The 25,830-nt window shown below is 54.4% G+C and carries 27 protein-coding genes; 9 read left to right on the top strand and 18 right to left on the bottom strand.

Annotated elements, in window-relative coordinates:
• Positions 1 to 174: 174 nt before the first annotated feature.
• From cheW to flhD, 6 genes are all read right to left on the bottom strand, one after another.
• Positions 175 to 678: a chemotaxis protein CheW gene (cheW, locus tag ACF8PE_RS12365; RefSeq protein ID WP_032611989.1), complete on the bottom strand. Its 504-nt coding sequence runs from the start codon at positions 676 to 678 to the stop codon at positions 175 to 177.
• A gap of 21 nt (positions 679 to 699) precedes the next feature.
• A complete protein-coding gene (gene cheA, locus ACF8PE_RS12360; RefSeq protein WP_032611991.1) occupies positions 700 to 2,721 on the bottom strand; it encodes a chemotaxis protein CheA in 2,022 nt (673 codons plus the stop codon).
• Positions 2,722 to 2,725: 4 nt separating this feature from the next.
• Complete coding sequence (gene motB / locus ACF8PE_RS12355; protein WP_032611993.1) at positions 2,726 to 3,655, bottom strand: flagellar motor protein MotB; 930 nt, start codon at positions 3,653 to 3,655, stop codon at positions 2,726 to 2,728.
• Positions 3,652 to 4,539, bottom strand: a complete 888-nt coding sequence (motA, locus tag ACF8PE_RS12350) for a flagellar motor stator protein MotA (RefSeq protein ID WP_032611994.1) — start codon at positions 4,537 to 4,539, stop codon at positions 3,652 to 3,654. The genes motB and motA overlap by 4 nt, the downstream gene beginning before the upstream one ends.
• 123 nt (positions 4,540 to 4,662) lie before the next feature.
• Positions 4,663 to 5,241: a flagellar transcriptional regulator FlhC gene (flhC, locus tag ACF8PE_RS12345; RefSeq protein WP_032611996.1), complete on the bottom strand. Its 579-nt coding sequence runs from the start codon at positions 5,239 to 5,241 to the stop codon at positions 4,663 to 4,665.
• Positions 5,242 to 5,243: 2 nt separating this feature from the next.
• The gene (gene flhD / locus ACF8PE_RS12340) at positions 5,244 to 5,594 is read right to left on the bottom strand and encodes a flagellar transcriptional regulator FlhD (RefSeq protein WP_032611998.1); all 351 of its coding nucleotides are present in this window, start codon (positions 5,592 to 5,594) and stop codon (positions 5,244 to 5,246) included.
• A gap of 788 nt (positions 5,595 to 6,382) precedes the next feature.
• Between flhD and uspC the strand changes: the two genes are divergently transcribed.
• Entirely contained in the window at positions 6,383 to 6,811 is a 429-nt protein-coding gene (gene uspC, locus ACF8PE_RS12335; RefSeq protein WP_059307626.1) for a universal stress protein UspC, read from the top strand.
• 20 nt (positions 6,812 to 6,831) lie between these two features.
• Here the strand turns inward: uspC and otsA are convergent, their stop codons facing one another.
• From otsA to ACF8PE_RS12305, 6 genes are all read right to left on the bottom strand, one after another.
• Positions 6,832 to 8,256 carry an alpha,alpha-trehalose-phosphate synthase gene (otsA, locus tag ACF8PE_RS12330; RefSeq protein ID WP_032612003.1) on the bottom strand — a complete coding sequence of 475 codons (1,425 nt, stop codon included), beginning with the start codon at positions 8,254 to 8,256 and terminating at the stop codon, positions 6,832 to 6,834.
• The gene (otsB, locus tag ACF8PE_RS12325) at positions 8,231 to 9,037 is read right to left on the bottom strand and encodes a trehalose-phosphatase (RefSeq protein WP_032612005.1); all 807 of its coding nucleotides are present in this window, start codon (positions 9,035 to 9,037) and stop codon (positions 8,231 to 8,233) included. Before otsB ends, otsA begins: the two co-directional genes overlap by 26 nt.
• Positions 9,038 to 9,211: 174 nt before the next feature.
• Complete coding sequence (gene araH / locus ACF8PE_RS12320; RefSeq protein ID WP_032612007.1) at positions 9,212 to 10,192, bottom strand: L-arabinose ABC transporter permease AraH; 981 nt, start codon at positions 10,190 to 10,192, stop codon at positions 9,212 to 9,214.
• Between the two features lie 14 nt (positions 10,193 to 10,206).
• Positions 10,207 to 11,721 carry an L-arabinose ABC transporter ATP-binding protein AraG gene (araG, locus tag ACF8PE_RS12315; protein ID WP_059307625.1) on the bottom strand — a complete coding sequence of 505 codons (1,515 nt, stop codon included), beginning with the start codon at positions 11,719 to 11,721 and terminating at the stop codon, positions 10,207 to 10,209.
• Between the two features lie 69 nt (positions 11,722 to 11,790).
• Positions 11,791 to 12,780 (bottom strand): arabinose ABC transporter substrate-binding protein AraF, encoded by a 990-nt coding sequence (gene araF, locus ACF8PE_RS12310; RefSeq protein WP_392494930.1) that lies wholly within the window; start codon positions 12,778 to 12,780, stop codon positions 11,791 to 11,793.
• Between the two features lie 314 nt (positions 12,781 to 13,094).
• The gene (locus ACF8PE_RS12305) at positions 13,095 to 13,652 is read right to left on the bottom strand and encodes a DJ-1 family glyoxalase III (protein WP_032612014.1); all 558 of its coding nucleotides are present in this window, start codon (positions 13,650 to 13,652) and stop codon (positions 13,095 to 13,097) included.
• 545 nt (positions 13,653 to 14,197) lie between these two features.
• Here ACF8PE_RS12305 and ACF8PE_RS12300 point away from each other — a divergent pair.
• Together ACF8PE_RS12300 and ACF8PE_RS12295 are read left to right on the top strand one after the other, a co-directional pair.
• Entirely contained in the window at positions 14,198 to 14,701 is a 504-nt protein-coding gene (locus tag ACF8PE_RS12300; RefSeq protein WP_392494929.1) for a non-heme ferritin-like protein, read from the top strand.
• 170 nt (positions 14,702 to 14,871) lie between these two features.
• The gene (locus ACF8PE_RS12295) at positions 14,872 to 16,215 is read left to right on the top strand and encodes an anaerobic C4-dicarboxylate transporter (RefSeq protein ID WP_077227034.1); all 1,344 of its coding nucleotides are present in this window, start codon (positions 14,872 to 14,874) and stop codon (positions 16,213 to 16,215) included.
• A gap of 80 nt (positions 16,216 to 16,295) precedes the next feature.
• Here ACF8PE_RS12295 and ACF8PE_RS12290 read toward each other — a convergent pair whose 3' ends face one another.
• Both ACF8PE_RS12290 and azuC read right to left on the bottom strand, forming a co-directional pair.
• Positions 16,296 to 16,547 carry a DUF2766 family protein gene (locus tag ACF8PE_RS12290; protein WP_032612018.1) on the bottom strand — a complete coding sequence of 84 codons (252 nt, stop codon included), beginning with the start codon at positions 16,545 to 16,547 and terminating at the stop codon, positions 16,296 to 16,298.
• A gap of 95 nt (positions 16,548 to 16,642) precedes the next feature.
• Positions 16,643 to 16,726, bottom strand: a complete 84-nt coding sequence (azuC, locus tag ACF8PE_RS12285; protein WP_098946254.1) for a stress response protein AzuC — start codon at positions 16,724 to 16,726, stop codon at positions 16,643 to 16,645.
• A 212-nt stretch (positions 16,727 to 16,938) separates the two neighbouring features.
• Between azuC and ACF8PE_RS12280 the strand changes: the two genes are divergently transcribed.
• Positions 16,939 to 18,360 (top strand): MFS transporter, encoded by a 1,422-nt coding sequence (locus ACF8PE_RS12280; protein ID WP_392494928.1) that lies wholly within the window; start codon positions 16,939 to 16,941, stop codon positions 18,358 to 18,360.
• A gap of 40 nt (positions 18,361 to 18,400) precedes the next feature.
• Here ACF8PE_RS12280 and ACF8PE_RS12275 read toward each other — a convergent pair whose 3' ends face one another.
• Positions 18,401 to 19,039, bottom strand: coding sequence for an RpiB/LacA/LacB family sugar-phosphate isomerase (locus tag ACF8PE_RS12275; protein WP_032612023.1), 639 nt, complete (start codon positions 19,037 to 19,039; stop codon positions 18,401 to 18,403).
• A 294-nt stretch (positions 19,040 to 19,333) separates the two neighbouring features.
• On the opposite strand from ACF8PE_RS12275, the gene yecR reads away from it, so the two are divergent.
• Positions 19,334 to 19,669, top strand: a complete 336-nt coding sequence (yecR, locus tag ACF8PE_RS12270; protein ID WP_032612025.1) for a YecR family lipoprotein — start codon at positions 19,334 to 19,336, stop codon at positions 19,667 to 19,669.
• A gap of 207 nt (positions 19,670 to 19,876) precedes the next feature.
• Positions 19,877 to 20,374 carry a non-heme ferritin gene (ftnA, locus tag ACF8PE_RS12265; protein WP_032612027.1) on the top strand — a complete coding sequence of 166 codons (498 nt, stop codon included), beginning with the start codon at positions 19,877 to 19,879 and terminating at the stop codon, positions 20,372 to 20,374.
• Positions 20,375 to 20,408: 34 nt separating this feature from the next.
• Here ftnA and ACF8PE_RS12260 read toward each other — a convergent pair whose 3' ends face one another.
• Entirely contained in the window at positions 20,409 to 20,648 is a 240-nt protein-coding gene (locus tag ACF8PE_RS12260; protein WP_032612030.1) for a YecH family metal-binding protein, read from the bottom strand.
• A 67-nt stretch (positions 20,649 to 20,715) separates the two neighbouring features.
• Entirely contained in the window at positions 20,716 to 21,057 is a 342-nt protein-coding gene (locus ACF8PE_RS12255; RefSeq protein ID WP_032612032.1) for a hypothetical protein, read from the bottom strand.
• A gap of 249 nt (positions 21,058 to 21,306) precedes the next feature.
• Here ACF8PE_RS12255 and tyrP point away from each other — a divergent pair, with 249 nt between their 5' ends.
• A complete protein-coding gene (gene tyrP, locus ACF8PE_RS12250; protein WP_059307622.1) occupies positions 21,307 to 22,518 on the top strand; it encodes a tyrosine transporter TyrP in 1,212 nt (403 codons plus the stop codon).
• 85 nt (positions 22,519 to 22,603) lie between these two features.
• Here the strand turns inward: tyrP and ACF8PE_RS12245 are convergent, their stop codons facing one another.
• Positions 22,604 to 23,272, bottom strand: a complete 669-nt coding sequence (locus ACF8PE_RS12245; RefSeq protein ID WP_032612036.1) for a YecA family protein — start codon at positions 23,270 to 23,272, stop codon at positions 22,604 to 22,606.
• A gap of 419 nt (positions 23,273 to 23,691) precedes the next feature.
• Between ACF8PE_RS12245 and ACF8PE_RS12240 the strand changes: the two genes are divergently transcribed.
• Both ACF8PE_RS12240 and ACF8PE_RS12235 read left to right on the top strand, forming a co-directional pair.
• Positions 23,692 to 24,813, top strand: coding sequence for a branched-chain amino acid ABC transporter substrate-binding protein (locus ACF8PE_RS12240; RefSeq protein WP_032612038.1), 1,122 nt, complete (start codon positions 23,692 to 23,694; stop codon positions 24,811 to 24,813).
• Positions 24,814 to 24,907: 94 nt separating this feature from the next.
• On the top strand, positions 24,908 to 25,822 hold the full coding sequence (locus tag ACF8PE_RS12235) for a branched-chain amino acid ABC transporter permease LivH (protein ID WP_392495026.1): 915 nt from the start codon (positions 24,908 to 24,910) through the stop codon (positions 25,820 to 25,822).
• Positions 25,823 to 25,830 lie beyond the last annotated feature (8 nt).

Below are 25,830 nucleotides of genomic sequence, written 5' to 3'. Positions count from 1 at the left end.
GTAGGGGTGAGGGATGGGGCGAATATTACGCGAAGCGGCGATTTTCTTTGCCGGGAGCCGGGATTGATAAGGGGGCCGCGGTGGCCCCCTTATCACGTTCACGGGCTGTGCAAGTAACATATTTCCCCGTTCTTAAGGTGAACGGAAAAGCCCGCAAAAGTTACATTTACGACATTACGCTACGTGACTTGCCGCCACATCCAGCAGCGCCATCTCGTCGCTGTTCAGCAGCTTCTCGATGTTCACCAGAATCAGCATACGGTCACCGAGCGCACCCAGACCGGTCAGGTATTCGGTGGACAAGGTGACAGCAAATTCCGGTGCCGGGCGGATCTGCTCGGCGGTCAGGGAGAGCACATCAGACACCCCATCAACCACGATCCCCACCACGCGCTGGCCCAGATTGAGCACGATCACCACGGTGTTGTCATCATACTCAACATCGCCCTGGCTGAACTTCACGCGCAGGTCAACGATAGGCACGATCACGCCACGCAGGTTGGTCACGCCTTTGATGAAATCTGGCGTGTTGGCGATGCGGGTCACCTGATCATAGCCACGGATTTCCTGCACTTTCAGAATATCGATACCGTATTCTTCGTCACCTAAAGTGAAAACCAGGAATTCCTGCCCTGATGGCTCGCCGGCCAGCTTGGTTACATTACTCATACCGGTCATTTTTTTACCTTCTTAACTGAATCAGGCGGCTGTGTGCGCCATACGTTGTTCACGATTTAATCCCTGAAGCGCCGAAACATCGACGATCAGCGCCACGCTACCATCACCCAGGATGGTGGCGGCTGAAATGCCAGGTATTTTACGGTAGTTGCTCTCAAGGTTCTTCACTACCACCTGATGCTGACCAATCAGTTGATCGACCAACAGGGCATAGCGGCGGCCTGCGCTTTGCAGGATCACCACAATTCCTTGCGTGGCTTCGGTTTTAGCGCCGTCCACGTCGAACACTTTCCACAGCTCCACCATCGGCAGGTATTCACCGCGCACTTCCAGTACGCGCTCACCGCCCGCCAGCGGATGCAAATCTTCTTCACGCGGCTGGAGTGATTCCATGACCGCGTTCAGCGGCAGGATAAACACTTCGTCCGCCACTTTGACCGACATACCGTCGAGGATCGCCAGCGTCAGCGGCAGCAGGATACGGATAGTGGTACCGGAACCCTGCTTCGACTTGATCTCAACGTGGCCGCCCATCTCCTGGATGTTACGTTTTACCACGTCCATGCCCACGCCACGCCCGGAGACATCCGTCACCTGCTCGGCAGTGGAGAAGCCCGGCGCAAAGATCAGCATGCCCACTTCTTCGTCGGTCATGTTTTCGTTGACCGCCATCCCCTGGGAGATGGCTTTCGCCAGGATGCGCTCACGGTTCAGGCCTGCGCCATCGTCGGTCACTTCGATACAGATGTTCCCGCCCTGGTGCTCCGCAGACAGGATCAGGTTCCCGACCGGGGATTTCCCTGCGGCCACGCGGTTTTCCGGCAGCTCGATCCCGTGGTCGAGGCTGTTACGTACCAGGTGCGTTAAAGGGTCGATAATGCGTTCAATCAGGCTCTTATCCAGCTCGGTGGAGCTGCCCATCAGCGTCAGTTCAATCTGCTTATTGAGCTTGCCCGCCAGGTCGCGCACCAGGCGCGGGAAGCGGCTGAAGACGTACTCCATCGGCATCATACGGATGGACATCACCGATTCCTGCAGGTCACGGGCGTTGCGCTGCAGCTGGCCCATGCTGGTGATCAGATCCCCGTGGTTTACCGGATCCAGTTCGTTAGAACGCTGGGCCAGCATCGACTGGGTGATCACCAGTTCGCCGACCAGGTTAATCAGCTGATCCACCTTCTCAACGGCCACACGGATACTGGTTGATTCACTGGAACGGGCGGCCGGTTTTTCGCGCTCGGCGCGGTTTGGCGCAGCCGTTTCGCCCGGCACCGCCTTCAGCGCTGGCGCAGCAGGTGCCACTGCGGGTACGGCAGGCGCGGCTTCAACGACTTCCGCCACTTCAGCAGCCGGCGCATCCGTAACCGCTTCAAAGTCGATCTGTTCAGGTTCAATCACGAAACAGAGTACGGCGACCACGTCATCTTTGCTGATGCCGCCGTCGAGGGTAGCTGCCAGTGTGCCCTGACCTTTCACGACGTTGCTCAGCGTGGCAAGATTGCTCAGCTCCTCTTCCAGCAGATTCACTTCACTCTCTTTCAGACCAGACAGCACCACGCGCACGCGGTCGTCAGCGGCCGGTGCCGCCGCCGGAGCGGCGTCCACGACGCTCAGTTTCGCCGGGCTGACGGCAACGGCTGCCGTTTCACCTTTGGCTTCCAGCGCGAGCTGACGCAAAGCCTGGCAGATATATTCGAAGCTGGCTGCATCCGGCTCTTGCGAGCTTTTATAGGCATCGAGCTGTTCCTGCATAATATCTTTCGTTTCCAAAAACAGGTTAATAATGTCGGTATTGAGCTGCATCTCACCGCGTCGGGCCTCATCCAGCAGGTTCTCCATCAGATGGGTGGTCTCCTGCAGAATGGTAAAGCCAAACGTACCGGCGCCCCCTTTTATGGAGTGGGCAGCACGAAATATGGCGTTGAGCTGCTCTGAATCCGGTGCCTCAGGCACCAGGTCCAGCAGGTGTTGCTCCATATCCGCCAACAGTTCGTCGGCTTCATCAAAAAACGTCTGGTAAAAATCGCTAATATCCATGCTCACGCTATCACCTCGGATTGGCTGGTGGCGATGTTGGAACGGCAGCCGACGGCACAGGGCCTGGCTGTTTTAAATCATCCAGTGACTCATTCTGGCTTTCGGCGTTTTCGTGCAGGATGGCCTGCTCCGCCTGCTTGTTGAGCACTAAAAGACTAATACGACGGTTGATGGCATCATCCGGTCCGCGGTCGGTCATGCGCATGGTTGCAGCCATGCCCACCACCCGCAGCACCTTGCCATCGTCCAGCCCACCGATCACCAGCTCACGACGGGATGCGTTAGCACGATCCGCAGAAAGCTCCCAGTTGCTGTACCCTTTTTCGCCACCGGCGTAAGGGAAGTCATCGGTGTGACCGGAAAGACTGATTCGGTTGGGGATCCCGTTCAGCACCGGGGCAATCCCGCGCAGAATATCGCGCATATAGGGTTCCACGTCGGCGCTGCCGGTTTTAAACATAGGACGGTTCTGGCTGTCGATAATCTGAATGCGCAGACCCTCCTGAACAAGATCGATCTTCAGGTGTGGACGCAGGGCGCGCAGCTTCGGATCCGCTTCGATCAGCTGATCCAGATCGCCGCGCAGTTTCTTCAGGCGCGCCTGTTCCATGCGTTTTTTGAGCTCGTCAATGTTCGGCTCGCGCTTCACTTCACCCTGCTTCTGGGTGTAATCATCCCCACCGCCCGGGATCGGGCTGTCGCTGTTGGAGATTCGCGGCCCGGTCGAAACGGCGGTCGCCAGCGGAGTACGGAAATATTCAGCTATCTGAATCAGCTCTTTCGGGCTGGAGATAGAGATCAGCCACATCACCAGGAAGAATGCCATCATCGCGGTCATAAAGTCCGCATAGGCAATTTTCCAGGAGCCACCATGATGACCCCCGTGGCCTTTGTGCTTGCGCTTTTTGACTATGACGATGGGATGGGCCTGATTTTTCATGCGTCCTCAGTGCTCGTCTGCTGGTTTGGGTTCTTCACCGCGCGCACGTGCTCTTCGAGTTCGATAAACGACGGACGCTCGCTGGAGTACAGGGTCTTACGGCCAAACTCTACCGCGATTGGCGGGGCATAACCGTTCAGGTTGGAGAGCAGCGTGATTTTGACGCACTGCATCATTTTGGTGGTTTCAGCACTCTTCTGACGTAAAACGGTCGCCAGCGGAGAGATAAAACCATACGCCAGCAGGATCCCGAGGAAGGTCCCCACCATGGCGTGGGCAATAAGCGCCCCCAGCTCAGCCGCCGGACGATCCGCAGAGGCCAGCGCGTGGACTACCCCCATCACCGCCGCCACGATACCGAAAGCGGGCAAGGAGTCCCCGACCATCGCCAGGCTGTTCGCCGGGACTTCCGCTTCGTTTTCGTGGGTTTCGATCTCTTCGTCCATCAGCGCTTCGATTTCGAAGGTGTTCATGTTGCCGCTGATGATCAGACGCAGATAGTCGACGATAAATTCGAGCATCATCGAATCCGCAAGGATCCGCGGATAGCTGGCGAAGATCTCGCTCTCTTTCGGATTTTCAATATCGCGTTCCAGGGAGAACATCCCCTGTTGACGCGACTTGGCCATCAGGCGATAGAGCAGCGCCAGCAGGTCCATATACATACTTTTGGTGTATTTCGAACGACGGAACAGTAACGGCAACGCTTTTAACGTTCCCTTGATCGCCTTGCCGTTGTTGCCAACGATAAATGCACCCACCCCTGCACCGCCGATTATAACCAGCTCGGCCGGTTGATAGAGTGCCCCAAGGTGCCCGCCGGTCATCATGTAACCGCCGAAAACTGTACCGAGAACTACCAGGTAACCTAATACGATAAGCACGACATCATCCTTCCGCTAGTGACTTTAGCCAGGAGACACAGGTCGAGGGTTTACCTGACCGCGGGGCAAAAAAAAGCAGCGGTAATTGCTTACCGCTGCTGGAGTCTTGCCCGTACGTTCGGGTTAAACAGCCTGTTCGATCTGTTCATCCAGCAGTTGTGGATTACTATCGGCAACATCCCGGGAAAGTTTACGTCTTTTTACCGCGCGAGATGGTGGTTGGCACAAACTGCAGGCAAAGCTGCCGGCCGGCTGATGAGCGTGGGTGATAAAGTTACCGCCGCAGGAGTTGCAACGGGACAACTCAAGCAATCCGCTCTCAACAAAACGCACCAGCGTCCATGCCCGGGTCAATGCCAGCAAAGGTCCCTCTTCAGGCTGCGGGCACTGCTCGAGATAAAGTTTGTACGCTTTAATCACTGCATCAACACCGCTGCATAAGCCGGTTTTGAGCAGGTACTGCCAGGCATTACAGAACATGGAAGCATGAATATTCTGCTCCCACGTCATAAACCAGTCAGTGGAAAACGGCAGCATGCCTTTTGGCGGCGGGCTACCGCGTAATTCTTTATACAGTTTGATAAGACGACCACGGCTCAGCTGTGTCTCGCTTTCAAGCATCTGCAAACGAGCACCAAGCGTAATCAGTTCCATGGCCAGTTGAATGTCACGCGCTTCCTGAACAATGCTCTTCTCACTCATTGTCAGGCTCTTTTCTTACGGGCTGCGTCATCAGGCTGACTGATGTCGTTAAGCAAACGGGTGGAAAGCAAAATACCGGTGTGAACCTGCTGCAGATCGTCCACGCGGGATTCCTGCGTCAGTTGGGTCACGGTCTGGTGATTATCGAAACGGAACTGACAGACTAACTGGTTAGTTTCAGCCAGCTTAACCATCTGCGGCAGCGTTAACGCGCCAAGTGTTGTCGCCATCTCTTCATGAATACCCAGACGAAACATCGCAGAGGCTTTGTCCTGGCTAATCAAACGTTGTGCAAGCAATAAATATGACAGGTTGATGTCATAAATGTGTTTTAGCAATTCGGATGTGTTCATTTATCCCTTCCCGAATAACACTATATTCTTGTGCGGTAGACCGCACCCCGTGATGTCGCCGGGAAAACCCCGGTAAAAAAAAGAAGAAAAGGCTTAAACGCATAGTTGAATTAAGTTCTGTATTGAAGAATCACGTAATGAAAAACAATAATTGCTTCCTGACAGTTATCACTTTTTACAATTAACTAAGATTTTTCCTAATTCGGTGCAACTCTACCCGTCCGCTGTAGGACATACAATGTGGCCTCGCCTGAAATTTAAAATAAATGTGATCCAGGTCACATAATTTAGGTGAATTTGAACCAAAAATCCATCAGTATCACTTCTAAATTGTCCATTTAATGAACAAATAACACTCAGATATATTCTGTATTGCCGAATAATCATGCACAAGTATGAACTAACCCGGCACGTTACTTGCCGGGGGTTGACAAGTTACAAATTTCAAAAACACTCAACATATCTAAGATAGAAACACCCAAATAAATCATTGAAAAACAAAGAATATTATCAAGGTCAATACGTAAGTATTTTCTTACGTTTTCGGCGGGGTAATTGTTGCGAAGGGGTAAAAACCCTTGTTTTTGAGGGGGATATATTTGTATGATTTCCGTTAAGATAGCGCTTTCACTCACCTTATGCGGGTTTAGCGCGATTCATTACATAAGAATATTTAATGAATAATTATGATAAGCATCACATGAATGTCATCTTCCCCCCTTGCGCGTGCTAAAAAATCGCGCTAATGCTGAGGAAAAGCTAATGTACAGATACGTTCGGAGGGTACCATGAGTTACTCCCATATCCTTGTTTCTGTTTCTGTTTCTCCCGAAAGCCATCAACTGGTCGCCAAAGCGGTTGCCATCGCCCGACCGACCCAAGCACGCATTACTCTCGTCACGCTGTCTGCTGACCCTGAAATGTACAATCAACTGGCTGCGCCAATGCTGGAAGATATTCGTGATGTGATTCAGGAGGAAACCCAACAATTTCTGGATGAACTTATCGCTCGGGCAGAATATCCCATCGCACAAACACTTTGCGCGTCCGGCGAATTAAGCGCGAGGATACTTGATATATGTCACAAACAGAATGTGGATCTGGTGATTTGCGGAAACCATAACCACAGTTTTTTCTCTCGGACAGCCTGTTCCGCTAAAACAATTGTTAGCAACAGTAAAGTAGATGTGCTGTTAATTTCACTCAGCGCAGCGTAATGCGCTGAGTGAAATTATATTCAGGCAAGTTTAGGGAAAGTTGCGACCTTTTTTTGCAGGTTGCTCTCCACACTGCGAGGCGTGATATGGTTCAGGTCTTCAATAAAGCGCGCCTGCCAGTGGTCGATATCGTTCTCGCGGATGACTTTCATCATATCCGCATGGCGTGAGATACGCTCCGTGAGCGGCATATTCAGCGCCCGGTGCAAGGCGTTAGCCACGTCATCCCGATCGTATGGATTGACGATCAGCGCAGAGGTCAGCTCATTAGCGGCACCGGCAAACTGCGACAGCACCAGCACGCCAGGGTCAGCCGGATCCTGTGCGGCAACGTACTCTTTCGCCACCAGGTTCATGCCGTCACGCAGCGGCGTGACCAGCCCGACATCCGCATAGCGGAACACTTTCATCAGGATTTTGCGTTCAAAGTGCTGGTTGAGGTAGAACAGCGGCGTCCAGCCCAACTGACCGTAACGGCCATTAATGCGCCCGGCTTCGGTTTCCAGCTGGTGACGAATATCCTGATAAGCCTGCACCTCACCACGTGAGGTTGGCGCGATCTGGGTATAGCGGATCTTACCGTGATGCTCGGGATATTTTTCCAGCAGGGTCTCGTAAGCCAGGAAGCGTTCCGGCAACCCTTTTGAATAATCGAGACGCTCTACGGAAAAGATGTTTTTTACGTTCTTCAGCTCTTCTTTAAGCTGCGCAAGCTTAGGCGGCAGCGGCCCGGATGCCTGTCCGGCAATCTCTTCCGGCTCAATACCAATCGGATAGACCTCGGTGCGGAAGCGCTTGCCCCATGCAGAGTGAGAGTCATCGTCATGAGCCGTCAGCCGCGTTTTGCTGGCCACGCTTTCAAGGAAGGCCAGACGGTCGTTTTCGGTCTGGAAGCCCAGCAGATCATAATCACAGAGATCTTCGAGCAGCTCGTCCCCTGGCGGCAGCGCGTTGAAAATTTCAGGCGTCGGGAACGGGATATGCAGGAAGAAACCGATGCGGTTGTTGACGCCGCGTTTGCGTAGCTCGCTGGCAAACGGCAGCAGGTGGTAATCGTGGATCCATACGACATCGTCCTCCTGCACTAACGGCTGCAGTTTGTCGGCCAGCAGGCTGTTGACCCGCGAGTACCCTTCCCAGGCCTCACGCTTAAACTTCACCAGGTCGAGGCGATAGTGGAAGGCTGGCCAGAGTACGGCATTGGAGAACTGGCAGTAATACTCATCATAATCCTGTTCACTGAGATTAAACGAGGCCCAGGTGATGTTCCCGCGTGTCACCTTTTTTAGCGGTTTATCCTCGTTGCCAATCTCTCCACTCCAGCCAAACCAGAGTCCACCCGTATTTTTTAACGCCCCCAGCACCCCTACAGCCAGGCCACCTGCGCTGGCTTTTTTGTCGTCCGGGGGAGCGATGCGGTTAGAAACTACGATCAAGCGACCCATAAGGTTTTCTCCTGTTAATTTGCGCTATTTCTTTTTCTTGTTGATGATTAGCGGCTTTTATTACCCATTGCCAGACGTCGGATACCGTTGCCAGCCGCCAGCTGGCTTTGGTCTCACCCGCGCCGACTTTCACTGATACCCCTTTAAGCTGATTAACCACTTCAAAGCCATGCTCATCGGTCAGGTCATCGCCAAAGAACACCGGCGTTCTGCCGAGGAAAGGCGCTTCATGCATAAAGGCAGAGATAGCTTCGCCCTTGTGGATGCCCCTCGGCTTAATTTCAACAACACATTTACCCGGCTGCAGTGACAGTTGCGGATTGTCACGCACTATCTGCTCCGCCAGGTTAAGGACTTCCTGCTGATACTCGGGCGCCCGGCGATAGTGGATCGCAAAGGCCATACCTTTGGCTTCAAGTTCGGTGCCAGGCAGCCATAAAAGCGCCGTCGTCAGCTGCGCATGCAGCGTCTGGACCAGATCCGGGGGAAGGGAAACGGATTGCGAATGACCATGGATGTCGCGGCGCTCCGCTCCGTGTACACCGGCAAGCGGGAAACGGTAGGGTTCGGCGAGCTGATCCAGCTCGGCCATTGAACGCCCTGAAATCAATGCCAGTGCTCCCTGATTCATATCTGCAAGCTTCTTCAGCGCCTGTAACACCTCTGCGGGAACTTCTACCTCATCAGGATGCGGCTTGATGGTTGCCAGTGTCCCGTCGAGGTCAAAAAAGTACGCATAGTTTTCAGCAAGTAATGGCGGTGAAGTTAACGTATCGGCCACCCTGATCCTCCTTACAGTTGGCGAGATGAAAAACTGTTAACATCTCAGTAGCCATGTAAGTATAGACAGTGTGACGGCGCTCGCCATTTGACATCCCCCTTCCCGCTGCGGCTGGAAAGGGGGTGAAGGTCGCGACTACACTTAAAAGTTAAGTCGCGGAAGGCAGGAAAAACCTTAAACAGTACGCTTCGCTTTTTGTTTGTAACGGTCGAAGATCACCGCTGCAAGCAGGATCAGGCCACGTACCACATACTGCGAGAACGGGGAGATGTTCAGCAGGTTCATCGCGTTCTCAACCGTGCCCAGGATCAGGATACCTGCCACCACATATGAGATTTTTCCGATGCCGCCTTTCAGCGATACCCCACCCAAAACGCAGGCAGAGATAACAATCAGCTCATAACCGATGGAGGTCATCGGCTGGCCGCTGGTCATACGCGAGGCCAGAATAATCCCCGCCGCCGCCGACACCAGGCCAGAGAGCACGAAGATAATGATTTTGGTGCGTACCACCGGCACACCCGCCAGACGCGCTGCCTCTTCATTACCGCCAATCGCCAGCGTGTTACGGCCAAAGGTGGTTCTGTTCAGCAGGAAGCCAAAAATAATCAGACAGCCCACCGTCAGCCAGATAGGTGCTGGCAGACCGAGCCAGTTTGCATAGCCGAGGGTGAAGAAGCGCTCGTCTTCAATCCCTACCGCTTTACCGTCAGAGATGATATAGGCCAGCCCGCGTACAATCTGCATGGTGGCGAGGGTGGTGATCAGGGCGTTGATTTTCAGCCGCGCAATCACGAAGCCGTTGACCAGCCCGCTCAGCACACCGAGCAGCAACCCGGCCGCCACGCCAATCCACAGGCTTTCGGTCATATTAATGACCACCGCCGTGGTGACCCCGGCACAGGCGATGACCGAGGCCACCGACAGGTCGAAGTCGCCGGACGCCAGACAGAACAGCATCCCGCAGGCGACCATCCCGGACATCGAGATAGCCAGGCCCAGCCCCTTCATATTAATGAAGGTGGCAAAGTTAGGTACAAAGATGGCGCAGCCGAGGAACAGCACGGCGAAGACCACCAGCATGCCGTATTGATCCCAGATCCGCCCAAAGCTGAAGGCCGTTTTCGGCGCTCTGGTTGTAGTGACAGAGGACATCTTATTCTCCTTGCTCAGGCGACAGCCTGGCTGACTTTAGGCATGGCGAGGCTTAACGCCTGTTGTTCATTCGCCTGTTCATGAAGCAATTCACCGGCAATGGCTCCTTCACGCATCACCACGATGCGGTCGGCCACACCCAGCACTTCCGGCAGATCGCTGGAGGCGAAGAGCACCGCCACGCCACGTTTTGCCAGTGCGTAAATCACGTTATAAATTTCGTGCTTCGCCCCCACGTCGATACCGCGGGTCGGTTCATCAAGCAGGATCACCTTCATCTCTTCCGACAGCCAGCGACCCAGGATTGCCTTCTGTTGGTTCCCGCCGGAGAGGTTCATGATCAGCTGCTCAGCGCCCGGCGTTTTGATGTTGAGCGAACGAATGTGGTGATCGGCATTGTCGACCTCCCACGTATCGTTAATCAGACACCCCGCACGGATGGTCTTGCGCCGCGCCGAGATATTGATGTTGTCCCGCACCGAGTGCACCGGGATGATCCCTTCGGCTTTACGGTCTTCCGGGCAGAGCATCATCCCCGCGCGAATGGCGTGCGCCGGTTTTTGAATATCGACCGGTTGCCCGTCGATAAATACCTGGCCGCCGGTAATGCGGGTGCCGCCAAACAGCCCTTTCATCAGTTCGCTGCGCCCTGCCCCCACCAGCCCGAACAGGCCGACGATTTCACCGCTGCGCACGGTAAGGCTGATGGGCGTGCGTACGCCAGGGGCTTTCACCTCTTCCAGACGCAGCAGCTCGCCGCCGTACTGACGCGGTTCCCAGTGGTAAATATCGCCCAGCTCGCGGCCTACCATCGCCTGCACCAGCTGGTCGTGGTTGACCTGCTGCATATCGGTGAAGGTGCGAACATAACGGCCATCTTTAAATACGGTAATGGCATCGCTGAGGGCGAAGATCTCTTCCATACGGTGCGACACATACAGAATGATGCGCCCCTCTTTACGCAGCTCGCGGATTACCCGGAACAGGTTTTCGATTTCGCGCGCCGACAGCGAGCTGGTTGGTTCATCAAAGGCAATGACTTTGGCATTACGCGCCAGCGCTTTGGCAATCTCTACCATCTGCCACTGGCCGATGGAGAGGTATTTCAGCGGGGTCTGCGGGTCAATATCCAACCCGAGATGTTTCAGCTGCAGACCGGCTTCATAGTTGAGCAGCGAACGGTTCACAAACCCGCCCTTATGCGGAAGCTGCCCAAGATAGATGTTTTCCGCCACCGTCATCTCCGGGACCAGGTGCAGTTCCTGGTAGATGATGGCGACGCCCGCGTTCAGCGCGGCGGTGGTGTCGGCAAACGCGACTTCCCGGCCCTGTAGCGCCAGGGTGCCCGTCGTGGGGGCATAGTTACCGCTGAGGATCTTCAGCAGCGTGGATTTTCCGGCGCCGTTCTCCCCCATCAGGGCATGAACCTGACCCGGGTAGCAGTCAAAGCTGATGTCGGTCAGCGCGTTGACACCGGGAAAGGTTTTGCCGATGCCGCGAAATGAGAGATACGGTTCAGACTGTTGCATAACGTCTCCGAGGATCGAGTAGTGAACGTCTGGCCCCCCGCGACTGCCGGGGGGCGCAATCACAGTAAATTACTTATCGCCCAGTCCTTTTTTCTCCAGCTCAGCTTTGAAGTTGTCGCGGGTGATCAGCACCACGTCGGTCACTTCGGTAAATTTCGCTGGCTCTTCGCCTTTGGTTACCCAGTTGTAGAGCATTTCGCTGGATTTGTAGCCGTGTACGTCCGGGCTTGGCAGCAGGGAGCCGTAGAAGCCGGTCGCCTGTGCTTTAGAGAGTTCGCTCACCGCGTCCACGCCGTTGATGCCGATACCGATCACGTCTGCCGCTTTAAAGCCCTGGCCTTCGGTGGCGCGCACGCCGCCGAGCACGGTGTTGTCGTTCATCCCGACCACCAGCCAGTGTTTCACTTCAGAGTGCTGAACCAGCATGGAGTTGGCCGCATCGAAGGCACCCGGGATATCGTTAGATTTGGTTGGCACTTTGTAGATCTGTTTTTCCGGGAAGCCGGCCGCTTTCAGAGCATCCATCGAGCCGGAGGTACGACGGCGCGCGGTATCCAGCTCATCAGCAGTGATGGCCATCACGGCGGTGTCTTTCACATCCCAGCCGCGTTTTTGCATCTCTTTGTACAGCTCCTGACCCTGGCGCTCACCGATTTTGGTCGCGGCCATCATCACCAGCGGCACGGTATCCATTGGCTTGCCTTTGGCGTTAACGAACTGATCGTCTACCGCGATGACTTTCATGTCATAACCACGCGCTTTCGCCACGATGGCGGAGCCGAGCTTCGGATCGGGCGTACAGATAACAAACCCTTTCGCGCCGCTGGCCGCCAGGCTGTCGATAGCGTTAAGCGTTTTTTCACCGTCCGGTACGGCAATTTTGATCACTTCGAAGCCCAAATCTTTCCCGGCTTTGTCAGCGAATTTCCACTCCGTCTGGAACCACGGCTCTTCCGGCTGTTTCACCAGAAAACCGAGCTTTAAGTTCTCAGCCATAGCGGATTGTGACATAACGGCAGCCAGACCGATGGCCGCCAGCGCTTTAGTAAATTTGTGCATGGTTAACTCCAGCTTTAGCGTTCTAATTTGTAGGGGAAACAACATCTCAATTCTATTTAATCGGACTTAAAACAAGGCATTAGCGCCAACCGTGTTTAAAGCGCATTTGCTTGAGATAGTTTTAGCGGGAAATTAATCATCCATAAGAGAGCGCCATCACAACGCAGAATTACAGTAATTGCGTACATACATTCAGCGAAAAATGACATAAATAGAGCGGGATTTGTCAGACAATTAGAAAGAGGGGAAGCAGATTAGTCCATAAGATCAGCTAAGATATCCTTGTGAGCCGGGCGCAGGCGCGCCCGACCATATTACCAGGGATAGTAGATGTGTTCGGCGTGGTCGCGAACCGGTGCGTCATCGCCCAACAGCCGCGCCGAGAGGGTCAGCGCGAAGTCGAAGGCATGGCCCAGACCTTTGCCGCTGATGAGGTTGCCATCTTCCACCACCGGGGCATCGACATACACGCCATCCTGGATCGGCTGCCAGAGATCGCCCGAACAGACGTAGCGACGGCCTTTGAGTAAGCCGTTCCCGCCCAGCACGCGCGCAGCGGCAGAACAGATGGGCGCGATAATCTTGCCCGCTTCGTCATGCGCGGCGACAAAACGCAGGACTTCTGCGCTGGCCGCCAGGTTGACGCTGCCCTGCGGGCCGCCTGGTAATACCACGGCGTCGTAGTACGTTTCGATTTTGTCGCTCAGGGTATGGTCTGCGACCATCGGGATATTGTGGTAGCTCACCACCGCACGCGAATCGGCGCAGGCCAGGGTTTCGACATGAATATTGAGACGGCGCAGGATATCGATAGTGATGATCGCTTCTGCCTCTTCAAATCCGGGTGCCAACAGCACCGCCACGTTTGCCATAAATAACTCCATGAGATAAAAGATAAAACAATGTTTCATTTTCACAGAGTGGAGGACGGCAAACTCCCTGCGGGATCACAAATCGCACTATTTCGGGCAAAAATGATCCGGCGCAAGTTGCGTCGGGTGTAAAAATTGATTAATTATAAGAATTATCTTTATTCCATCTGGCAGGAATAATTTTCCATTATCTTGCTATGCGCATATATCATCGCAACGCTGAAAAACATGAAATACGCCCCTTCATCGAAACGCTTTAATTTTATACAAAAACATGTATAACATAGGGTTAGCTATTACTTACCTTCGCTTCGGTCACGGCAGATGCTTCATTTGTTTTAATTTCTCGTGGTGAGTAAGCTTTAGTAAGAATATATTCATAAGGATTTTCTTATAAACAGTTCGCTGTTATTATTATTTTTACCCGATGCCTGCAATGAATATGGGCTCACATACAGGGAAAACAGAATGCTTTTATTCTGTAGTGAACTATCGTTAATGATGATTATTTTTTAGGTTGCATAAACGAAGAAAAGGGAATGGATATGGCTATCTCGGACATGATTAACAAGCTCAACACGCAAATGAACCTTGAGTTCCAGGCGTCAAATCTCTCTTTGCACCTCAGCGAGTGGTGCTCAGAACATCAGCTAACCGGTTCCGCGACCTTTCTGCGCACCCAGGCACAGAGCAACGTCACCCAGATGATGCGCGTTTTCGATATTCTGAAAGCGTCTGGCGCCATGCCGGTACTTAAGCCGGTGGAGATGACTGATGAAGACTGTAGCTGCCTGGAAGCAGTTTTCCAGCGCTCGCTGGAGGAGTATGAACAACGCTGCCTGACGCTGAATCAATTAACGGATGAAGCGCGTAAAATGCAGGACATCTCCACGCTCAACTTCCTGCACGATATTGAAAAAGAACAGCAGCACGATGGGGTATTACTGAAAACCGTTCTCGATGAAATTCGCCAGGCGCATCGCACCGGTTTGGGTCTGGAACAGACCGATCGTCACCTGCTCAACATTGTTCACTCTCAGCACCACTGATCCTCTGCTTTACGTCACTTACCCGGCCTGCGCCGGGTAATGTTGTTACAGGCTTGTAACCAACTCCTTGCTTTTATTAATCTTTAACAAATCCGATCTGGCTCCCACCCAATAACCCTACTCCGTGTAATGATTTGCGAAAATTTCATTTTCACAGACGAGGGATACGCATGATTACCGTTGAATTTATTGTCATTATTGTGTGCCTGTTAATCGGCACCCGGTTCGGAGGGATGGGACTGGGCCTGATCAGCGGCATAGGCCTGTTTATTCTCACTTTTGTCTTTGGGCTCCAGCCCGGTAAACCCCCGGTGGACGTCATGCTGACGATCCTTGCCGTCATTGGCTGCGCCGCCACGCTCCAGAGCGCCGGGGGACTGAATGTGATGATGCAGCTTGCCGAACGGCTGCTGCGGCGGCATCCGCAACATATCACCCTGCTCGCCCCTTTCACCACCTGGATGCTGACCTTTCTGTGCGGCACAGGCCATGTGGTCTATACCATGTTCCCCATCATTGCCGACATTGCGTTGAAAAAAGGCATCCGCCCCGAGCGCCCGATGGCAGTGGCCTCCATTGCTTCGCAGATGGCCATCACCGCCTCTCCGGTGTCGGTTGCCGTCGTCTCTCTGGTGTCAATTCTTGCTGCGCAGCACGGCGTCGGTCAGGCGTTTGGCATTCTGCAGATCCTCGCGATTTCAGTCCCGGCCTCGCTGGCGGGCGTAGCCATTGCCGCCCTCTGGAGCTTACGCCGCGGCAAGGATCTGGCCGACGACGAGGCGTTTCAGGCCAGGCTAAAAGATCCTGAGCAGCGGAAATTCATTTATGGCAGCACCGACACCTTAATGAATCAGCGTTTCCCGAAGCAGGCCTACTGGTCAACCTGGATCTTCTTCGCCGGGATTGCCGTGGTGGTACTGCTGGGTGCCCTGCCCGAGCTGCGTCCGGCCTTTGAGGTGAAAGGCAAGCTGACGGCGCTGTCGATGAACCTGGTGATCCAGATGATGATGCTGATCGCCGGGGCCGTGATGTTAATGGTGTGCAAAGTGAATGCCGCTGCGATCTCAAACGGCGCGGTGTTTAAGGCCGGGATGGTGGCGATTTTCTCGGTGTTTGGCGTGGCATGGATGAGCGATACCTTTTTCCAGGCGCATCTGGATGAACTGAAGATGGCCCTCGAGGGCGTGGTGAAAAGCCATCCCTGGACCTACGCTATCGTGCTGTTCCTGGTCTCGAAACTGGTTAATAGCCAGGCGGCAGCGTTGACGGCGGTCGCGCCGATGGGGTTAATGCTGGGGGTTGATCCGAAGATGCTGATTGCCTTCTTCCCGGCGTCGTATGGCTATTTTGTTCTGCCGACCTACCCCAGCGACCTCGCCTGCATTGGCTTTGACCGCTCGGGCACCACGCGCATTGGCAGGTTTATCATCAACCACAGCTTTATTATGCCCGGTCTTATCGGAGTAAGCTGTGCCTGTGCGGTGAGCTATCTGCTGGTGCAAACCTTCATGTAACCTGCATTCCGGGCGACCCTGGGTCGCCCGTTCACATTATTCTCACAAAACCATTTCTAAATTCAAAACGTCGGTTTATTTTAGTGAGACTCGCCCTGCGGCGTGAACTTCAGTTCAATCAGCGCAATGGCTTTCTGGATGGCGCGTAGCGTGACCGGGTCGGCTGACGCGGGATTGCTGGCGAAATCGATATTTTTGAGCTGGCTGGACATCTTCTCGCGCACCTCAGCCGGGGCGAGGATTTCAATCACATCAAGGATTTGTTTGATAACCAGCTGACACGCAACAACGTCAGAGATCAGTTCCTGGTCGGCACTCAGGTTTTGAGACATAGGCTTCTCCTGTTTTAAAGGCCGCCATAGTAGCAAAACGCCCGCCCTGATGCGGCCTGCAGGCATAAAAAAACCTGCCGAAGCAGGTTTTTTTATCAGAACATCGCGCCTGGCGGTACGTCCTTGAAGGTCTTGCAGTAGGATTCGAACATGCTTTTAAGGATTTTGCGCAATTTCATTGTTTTACTCCGGCTCTTTGTTATGCAGGTGTTATCGTTGATGCGCCTATAATATGACCGCCATCACAAAAATCAATTATTTTGTGATATTCATCACGGCAGTTTATTTAAAATAAAACAGTGTTCCTGTTAAAAATAAAATCAAATCAGGCAATTAGCAGCGTGCTTGTTCCTGTAAATTTTTAAAAAAATTTTGAAGTGGCAGAGGAAAAATGACCGAAAACATCTCCGGTAAAGCGGCCAGCGGGATCTCCCCCGCTGCGCTGTTAGTCGCGGGCGCGTTCTTTATGGAGTTTCTCGATGGCACGGTGATCGCCACCGCGCTGCCCGATATGGCGAAAAGCTTTGGCGTGCAGGCGGTGGATCTCAATATCGGGATCAGCGCATATCTCATCACCCTGGCGGTGTTGATCCCGGCCAGCGGCTGGATCGCCGACCGGTTTGGCGCGCGCAAAGTCTTTACCCTGGCGCTGGCGATCTTCACCCTCGCCTCGGTGCTGTGCGGCCTCGCCACCAGCGTCGATCAGTTCGTCGCCATGCGCGTGTTGCAGGGAATGGGGGGCGCGCTGATGGTACCGGTTGGCCGACTGGCGGTGCTACGCACCACCCCGAAGCATCTGCTGATCACTGCCATCGCCACTTTGACCTGGCCCGCGCTGGTGGCTCCCATTATCGGCCCGCCGCTGGGCGGGTTTATCACCAGCTATGCCAACTGGCGCTGGATCTTCTTTATTAACGTGCCGCTGGGGCTGATTGCCATCGTGCTGGCGCTGCGCATTATCCCCGATATCAGTGAAGAGACTCGTCGTCCATTCGATACCCCGGGCTTTATCGCCACCTCGGTGGCAATGGTCAGCCTGGTTTGTGCCATGGAGATGATGGGGGCGCAGCAGGTGAATACCACGCTGACCCTTGCTCTGTTGGCGACGGGCGTGGTCACTTTGATGTATGCGCTGCGGCATTTCAGGCGCGCCCGGTGGCCGATGATCCGCCTCGATGCCCTCCAGGTGCCCACCTTTCGCGTGACCATGTACGGCGGCTCGCTGTTTCGCGCCTCCATCAGCGCCGTCCCTTTTTTGCTGCCGCTGCTGTTCCAGGTGGGATTCGGCATGGATGCGTTCCACTCCGGTTTGCTGGTGCTGGCGGTGTTTGTTGGCAACCTGACCATTAAACCGGCGACCACCCCTCTGCTGCGTGGGCTGGGGTTTAAAAAACTGCTGCTGATCAACGGCGCGCTGAACGTGCTGGCTCTGCTGGCCTGTGCGTTCCTGACGCCGCAGACCCCGGTGTGGGTCATTATGCTGGTGCTCTATCTGGGCGGCGTGTTTCGTTCCATACAGTTTACCGCCATCAGCACCCTCGCCTTTGCCGATGTCCCTTCCCCGCAGATGAGCTATGCCAACACCCTGTTCTCTACTGCCACTCAGCTGGCGGTAGGGCTGGGGATCACCCTTGGTGCTATCGGGATCCGTATTGGCGAACTGTGCAGCGAGATGCTGGGGATAGACGCGCTACCGGGGATCAGCTTCCGGCTGGCCTTTGTGGCGATTGCGCTGGTCTGTCTGCTGGGGATGTTCGATACCCTGCGGCTGGTGAAAGATGCCGGCAGTGCGGTATCCAGCAAGCGGGCATAAAAAAAGCCAGCATAAGCTGGCTTTTCCTGGCGTTGGCAACTTAGCCAATAATACCGCGGACAAAAGCTTCGATCTCTTTATCCTGGCAGTTCTCGAAGAAGCACTGCTGGAAACGCTGGCCGGTTACTGCCGTTTTCACCAGCTCTGGATCGATAGCGCGCAGGGTATCGAGATAGTTCTCTTTAACAACCGCGGCTTTCACCTGATTCAGAATACCGGCGTTGCGAACCTGAGGCTCTTTACGCTCTGGCGGATAACCTTCGCCGTTACGGCCAGTGAAGGCTTTTTCAAAGATGAAGCGAACGTTCAGCTCTGCGCCCCAGCCGAAGCCTTTGGCGAACGGCAGGGACAGCGCGTTACCGTTGTTGATCTGGGCGAACAGGAAGGCATCCGCTGGATCGATGCAGTAGCCGCATACCACACCCGGGTGGATGTTCAGGGACATCAGCGCGCCCTGGCCTGTGCCGCAACCGGTCACAACGAAATCAACCGCTTTCGAGTTCAGCAGAATGCTCGCCATGATCCCCAGATGGATGTAGGTCAGGTGGTGATCGTTTTCGTCGCTCATCCCAACGTTGTAGACCGGGAAACCTTTCTCTTCAGCAACGGCGTTCAATTCCTTGAGGATGATGGCGTTTTTTGGCGCCTGGCTGTTTTCCATCATCAATGCAATTTTCATTCTTCGTCTCCTGAATGCGATGCGGGGCATCCCGCTGTGAATAGCTTACCTGTCCAACCTTACTACTAAGCAAACACACTTTCAAATTAAGTGAAAAATAGTTTCAAAAAACAAAGATGCGCTCACAATTTTGTGCTCAGAAGCGTTTTAACCGCCGACCGTTGGGCGGATGGCATAGAATTGAAAGAGCCGGGGGTCGTGGCAAAGAGAAGGGGCAGAACAGGCGTTTAATCCTGGCATTGCGGCACACGTCTGGCGGTAGTATAGATTATTTCAACGCATTCAGAGTGTTCTATGAAGAGATTATGCACTGGCGGCCTGCTCCTGTTGCTGGCGGGCTGTAGCGTTACCCGGCAAGCAGAGGTTAGCAGCGTCGATGTCACCTCAGGCGTCGTCATGCTCAATTACGATCAGGCCATGTTGCAGAACGCCCGCTATGACGATTACGTTACCAGCGGCACGGCGACCCGTGAATGCCAGGCGATGGGATACAGCACGGCCATGGCTTACGGCCAGCCAGTCAAAACCTGTAGTCTCATCAGCGGCTCGCTGTGCCTTAATGAAACCATGACCATTCAATATCAGTGTCATGGCTATGCCCCCCGGCCCATCGTTACCACCTATTATTAATTCCGTTGCCAGCGATCTCGCTGGCAATAATATGTTTAAACACGAAACAGAATAATTCTCATTAATAATGTTGAATTACCCGCAATGCGTTTTATTCCCATTCGTATTGTGATTAATTAAATAATAATTTTACTTTTTGCAAATATATAAATAACAAATTATAGTGTCGCTCTCGTTGGCCAGTGAATAATAAAACGGAGCTACACCATGCTTAAAACCGAAATGATCGACAAGCTCAATGAGCAAATGAATCTGGAACTTTATTCCTCCCTGCTCTATCAACAGATGAGCGCCTGGTGTAGCTATCACAGTTTTGAAGGCGCAGCGGCATTTATGCGCCGTCACGCGCAGGAAGAGATGACCCACATGCAGCGTCTCTTTGATTATCTTACCGATACCGGCAGCCTGCCGCGCATTACCCCGGTGGCATCGCCTTTTGCAGAGTACGCATCGCTGGACGAATTGTTCCGCGCCACCTACGAGCACGAGCAGCTGATCACCCAGAAAATTAACGAACTGGTTCATGCGGCCATGACCAGCCAGGATTACGGCACCTTTAATTTCCTGCAATGGTATGTGGCAGAACAGCACGAAGAAGAGAAGCTGTTTAAATCTGTTCTCGATAAATTGTCGCTGGCCGGGAAATCAGGTGAAGGGCTGTACTTTATTGATAAAGAGCTGTCTACACTCGATGCACAAAATTAATATTACAGCGGCGCCTTCTGGCGCCGCGTTATTATTAATGGCGACAAATTTTACTTTCGTGCGTTGAAAAGCCCGCCGCTGACGGAATAAATTTCCCGCGTGCGGCCAGAAATGCCACCAGCTCTGCCGCCGTCATGTCCGACGCCGAACAGGTGTGAAAACGCGCCGCCTCACCAAACCGCGCGGTGATGGCCGCCACCAGACTCTCTTCGGTGTACTCTTCACCGGAATCAATCATCATCGTCAGCACGTCGTGCCCGTGAATGGATGTCATAAAGCCTCCAGAATAAAAGGCGCAGCCTACCCCTTTGCCCCCCTGCCCGCCTTGCGCTGGCGCAGGTTTACATGCAGCCCGCACAGCTGGTGCAGCGCCAGTCCTGTTTATTGACTGCCTGATAAAACTGGCGATAGCTGTCGGTTTCCAGCGGGATGGCGTGATCGAAAAAGAGATCGGTCAGCCAGTCGACGTTGTCGATAATCCAGTCGTCTTCCGGTAAGCCCTGGGCAAAGGTTTCATCCTCGGGATCAATAATCGAGTAAATCGCCCAGGTCCCCATATCCTTTTCCTGCCGCGCCTCCGGCAAGGTTACGGCCTGCCCCTGCCAGGTGATGATCCAGTGTCCATGACACAATAAATTGCCTGAGCGACTCCATGTTGCACAAAAGGGGTTTTCGCCGGTCATCGCTATCTCACTTTTTTTGATTATTTATAAGAAACGTTTACGTTACGCCTGATTATCGAACGAAAACATTGCTCTTATGTAGTAGACGAATACCCCCACTTTCATGGGCATACGACCAGGCCATCGAAGCCATCAACTTCCGTAAAGATGGATTTACAGCTGTTGTAACGCCGGTTTGACGACGCTGCATTTTTCCCTTACGCTGCGCGGCAGATTTTGTCGCGATAGTGCAAGGCCGTAGAGGAAAACGTGAAGAACAGAACGCTGGGAAGTATTTTTATCGTCGCCGGAACGACGATTGGCGCAGGAATGCTGGCGATGCCGCTGGCCGCAGCGGGCGTCGGGTTTGGCGTGACGCTGGTATTGTTAGGCGTGCTCTGGGCGCTGATGTGTTACACCGCCCTGCTGCTGCTCGAAGTGTATCAGCACGTTCCCGCCGATACCGGGCTGGGAACTCTGGCCGGGCGCTATCTGGGCCGCTTCGGCCAGTGGATTACCGGATTCAGCATGATGTTCCTGATGTATGCCCTGACTGCGGCCTATATCAGCGGCGCGGGCGAGCTTATCGCCTCCAGCATTAACGACTGGTTTAACGCGGATATTTCACCGACCACCGGGGTGATCTTCTTTACCCTGATCGGCGGGGGCGTGATATGCGTGGGCACCTCGCTGGTGGATCTGTTCAACCGTTTCCTGTTCTCGGCAAAAATCCTCTTCCTGGTGGTGATGCTGGTGCTGCTGGCACCGCACATTCATAAGGTCAACTTACTGACCCTGCCGCTGGAGAAAGGGCTGGCGCTGTCGGCTATTCCGGTCATTTTTACCTCGTTTGGCTTCCACGGTAGCGTGCCGAGTATTGTCAGCTATATGAATGGCAACGTGCGCAAGCTGCGCTGGATCTTCATCACCGGCAGCGCCATTCCGCTGGTGGCGTACATCTTCTGGCAGATGGTGACCCTGGGCAGCATCAACTCGTCCACCTTTATGGGGATGCTGGCCAGCCATACCGGTCTGAACGGACTGCTACAGGCCCTGCGGGAAGTGGTTGCCTCGCCGCATGTGGAGCTGGCGGTGCATCTGTTTGCGGATCTCGCTCTGGCGACGTCGTTCCTTGGCGTGGCGCTGGGCCTGTTTGATTACCTTGCCGACCTGTTCCAGCGCAGCCGCACTGTTAGCGGGCGTTTACAGACCGGGGCGATCACCTTCCTGCCGCCGCTGGCTTTCGCTCTGTTCTATCCGCGCGGGTTTGTGATGGCGCTAGGGTATGCGGGTGTGGCGCTGGCGGTGCTGGCGCTGCTGCTGCCGTCGCTGCTGGTCTGGCAGAGCCGTAAGCACCATGCCACCGGCGACTACCGGGTACCTGGCGGCAAACCGGCGCTGTGCCTGGTCTTCGCCTGCGGGATAGCGATAATTCTGGTGCAATTCGGGATTGCGGCGGGGCTGCTGCCGGAAGTGGGATAATAAACGCAGTAACGCCGGGTGGCGCTGTGCTTACCCGGCCTACAGGCATCGTAGGCCCAGGCAAGCGCAGCGCCGCCGGATATGATTAATGCAGACAGCAGTTCTTGAATTTTTTACCGCTGCCGCACGGGCACGGATCGTTACGACCGACTTTGGTACCGTTGATCACCGGCTGCTGGGTGACAGTCGCTTGCGGGTTGGCAATCCAGTAGTTATAGAGGCGCAATGCCGCCGGACGAATATTTTCAATGCTCTGCTGGAACTCCTCTTCGCTGAAGGTATCCAGGCGCTCAAAGTTCTCTTCAGAACCGTGCAGGGCAATAAGATCCAGATCGGCACGCAGCGATTCCGGCAGGGATGACCAGTCGGTCAAGGCCACGCCGCGCATATAGCCGAAGCACCACTCTTCCACCACGGTATAGGTTTCACCGTCGACGTCGTTCATGCCGAACATCGGTTCAAACTGATCCGGGTAATCGCTCAGGCGCTCGGCGATATCGTTCAGATGCTTGAAGCAGAGATCGATAAAGCGGTTCATCTCGCGATCGTTCTTCCAGCGCGGAATGTTTTTCTCGCCGCCCCAGACCGCCACCAGCCAGCGATCCGGCTCCACCACCACCGGGCCGGACAGCACCGCGGTCATCATCCCGTCGAGTTCGGAGACGTCCATAATGGACTCGCCGTCATGACCGTAGGTCATTAAGGTCTCTTCCAGCCATTCCATTTCGGTTTCGTTTAACGGGCCTTCGGTCATGGGTAAATCTCCTGCAGAATAGAATTGCGTGCAGGGTAACACAGAAACCCCGCTAAACGGTGCCCTTCCCCTGCTTATCCCCGGCGCTTTATTGGTGCAAATCTGTCCAAATCGTGACCGCTGCACAACTTATGTGCTTTGTTGTTAATGAGATGTGATCCCCGCTGTAATTTCACTGCATGGTGCCGGGTGGCTTAAAACGGCGCTCTATACTGAAAATTGTCGAAACACAGGCAATACGCTGCCGTTCTGGCAACCATTTTGCTTACTGTTGTACTGAGGATCATCATCCTCAGGCAATCTCGCCTGTTTCTGCGGTATGTCGTCCGTTTTGTGTAATACGTTTTGGATTGGGTACGCCTCCGGCGTTCGACTACACAGGGTTCGTGCAAAAAACCACTCAGAAAAGGTACATAATAATGTCGCTGAAATTGATCAGAAGTCCTCTCTCTCTTGTGCTGGCAGGGTGTCTGGTGACGGCGTTTTCCGCCCAGGCTGATATCGTGATTGGCGTGGCGGGCCCCTTCACCGGGCCGAACGCAACCTACGGGGATCAATACTGGCACGGCGCGACGCAGGCCGCGGAAGACATTAACGCCGCGGGCGGCATTAATGGCGAGAAGATCAAACTGGTGCAGGGCGATGACGCCTGTGAACCGAAACAGGCGGTCTCGGTCGCGAACCGTCTGGTTGACCAGGATAAGGTCAAAGCCGTGGTCGGGCACTTCTGCTCCTCCTCTACCATGCCGGCCTCCGAAGTCTATAACGACGCGGGCGTACTGGCGATCACCCCCGGCTCCACCAACCCGCAGATCACCGAGCGCGGCATGAGCGATATGTTCCGCATGTGCGGTCGCGATGACCAGCAGGGTCAGGTCGCCAGCGATTTCATTATTGATAAGCTGAAAGCCAAACGGGTGGTGATCATTCACGATAAAGACACCTACGGCCAGGGGCTGGCCGATGCCACCAAAGCCGCCCTGGCGAAACGCGGCGTGAAGGATGTGATGTACGAAGGCCTGTCGCGTGGGGAGAAAGACTTTAACGCGCTGGTGACCAAAATCGGTGCCCAAAAGCCGGACGTGGTCTTCTTCGGCGGCTGCCACCCGGAAGCCGGCCCACTGGTGCGCCAGATGCGTGAGCAGGGCGTGCAGGCGAAATTCTTCTCCGGGGACTGCATCGTCAACGAAGAGATGGTCACTGCCGCCGGGGGTGCGCAATACACCAACGGCATCTATATGACCTTCGGTAAAGACCCACGCCTGATCCCGGAAGGCAAAGCGGTCATCGACAAATTCCGCGCCAGTAAATTTGAGCCGGAAGGCTACACCCTCTACGCCTACGCCTCCATTCAGGCCATTGCTGCGGCATTTAAAGGCGCGGGCGGTGCCGATCCGGCTAAGGCCAGCGAATGGCTGAAGGCCAATGCGGTGGATACCGTTATGGGCAAAAAATCCTGGGACAATAAAGGCGACCTGAAAGTCTCTGACTACGTGGTGTATGAGTGGGACGACAAGGGTAAATATAAGGAAGTGCAGTAACGGGACGGAATCACGCTCAACGTCGGTATGGCGACATACCGACGCACTAAAACCAGCGGGCCGCGCCAGCGGCCTAAAACACGAGCGCGCGATGATGGAAACTTTCTTTCTGCAGCAGTTAATAAATGGCTTAACGCTGGGGTCGGTCTACGGATTGATAGCCATCGGCTACACCATGGTTTACGGTATTATCGGCATGATTAACTTCGCCCACGGCGAAGTGTATATGATCTCCGCCTATCTCTGCGCTATCGGCCTGGCGCTCCTCTCCTTCTTCGGGCTGGAATCTTTTCCACTGCTGATCCTCGGCACGCTGGTCTTCACCATCGTGGTGACGGGGGTGTATGGCTGGACCATCGAGCGCATCGCTTATAAACCGCTGCGTAACTCCACGCGCCTGGCACCGCTGATCTCAGCCATCGGCATGTCGCTGATCCTGCAAAACTACGCCCAAATCAGTCAGGGGCCGCGCCAGCAGGGCGTGCCTACCATGCTCGACGGCGTGCTGCGATTCCATATTGGCGAAGGCTTTGTTCAGATCACCTACACCAAAGTCTTTATCCTGATCGCCTCGTTCACCGGGATGCTGTTGCTCACCTGGATCATCAGCAATACCCGACTCGGACGGATGTGTCGCGCCGTGCAGCAGGATCGCAAAATGGCGTCGATTCTGGGGATTAATACCGACAGGATCATCTCCCTGGTGTTCGTGATTGGCGCGGCAATGGCCGGGCTGGCAGGGGTGCTGATCACCATGAACTACGGCACTTTCGATTTTTACGCCGGGTTTATCATCGGGATTAAAGCCTTCACCGCCGCCGTCCTCGGGGGGATCGGCTCCCTGCCCGGCGCGATGCTGGGCGGCTTGATCCTCGGTATCGCCGAGGCGCAATTCTCCGGCGTGGTGAACTCCGACTACAAAGATGTGTTCTCCTTTGGCTTGCTGGTGGTGATCCTGATTTTCCGTCCGCAGGGACTGCTTGGCCGCCCTGTCGTGGCCAAGGTGTGAGGAAAAAA

This window comes from Leclercia sp. GLN_9, from assembly GCF_043105735.1.
Classification (GTDB): domain Bacteria; phylum Pseudomonadota; class Gammaproteobacteria; order Enterobacterales; family Enterobacteriaceae; genus Enterobacter; species Enterobacter adecarboxylatus.
Note: the sequence above shows the minus strand (reverse complement) of the source record. Positions and strands in the feature narration are given on the sequence as shown.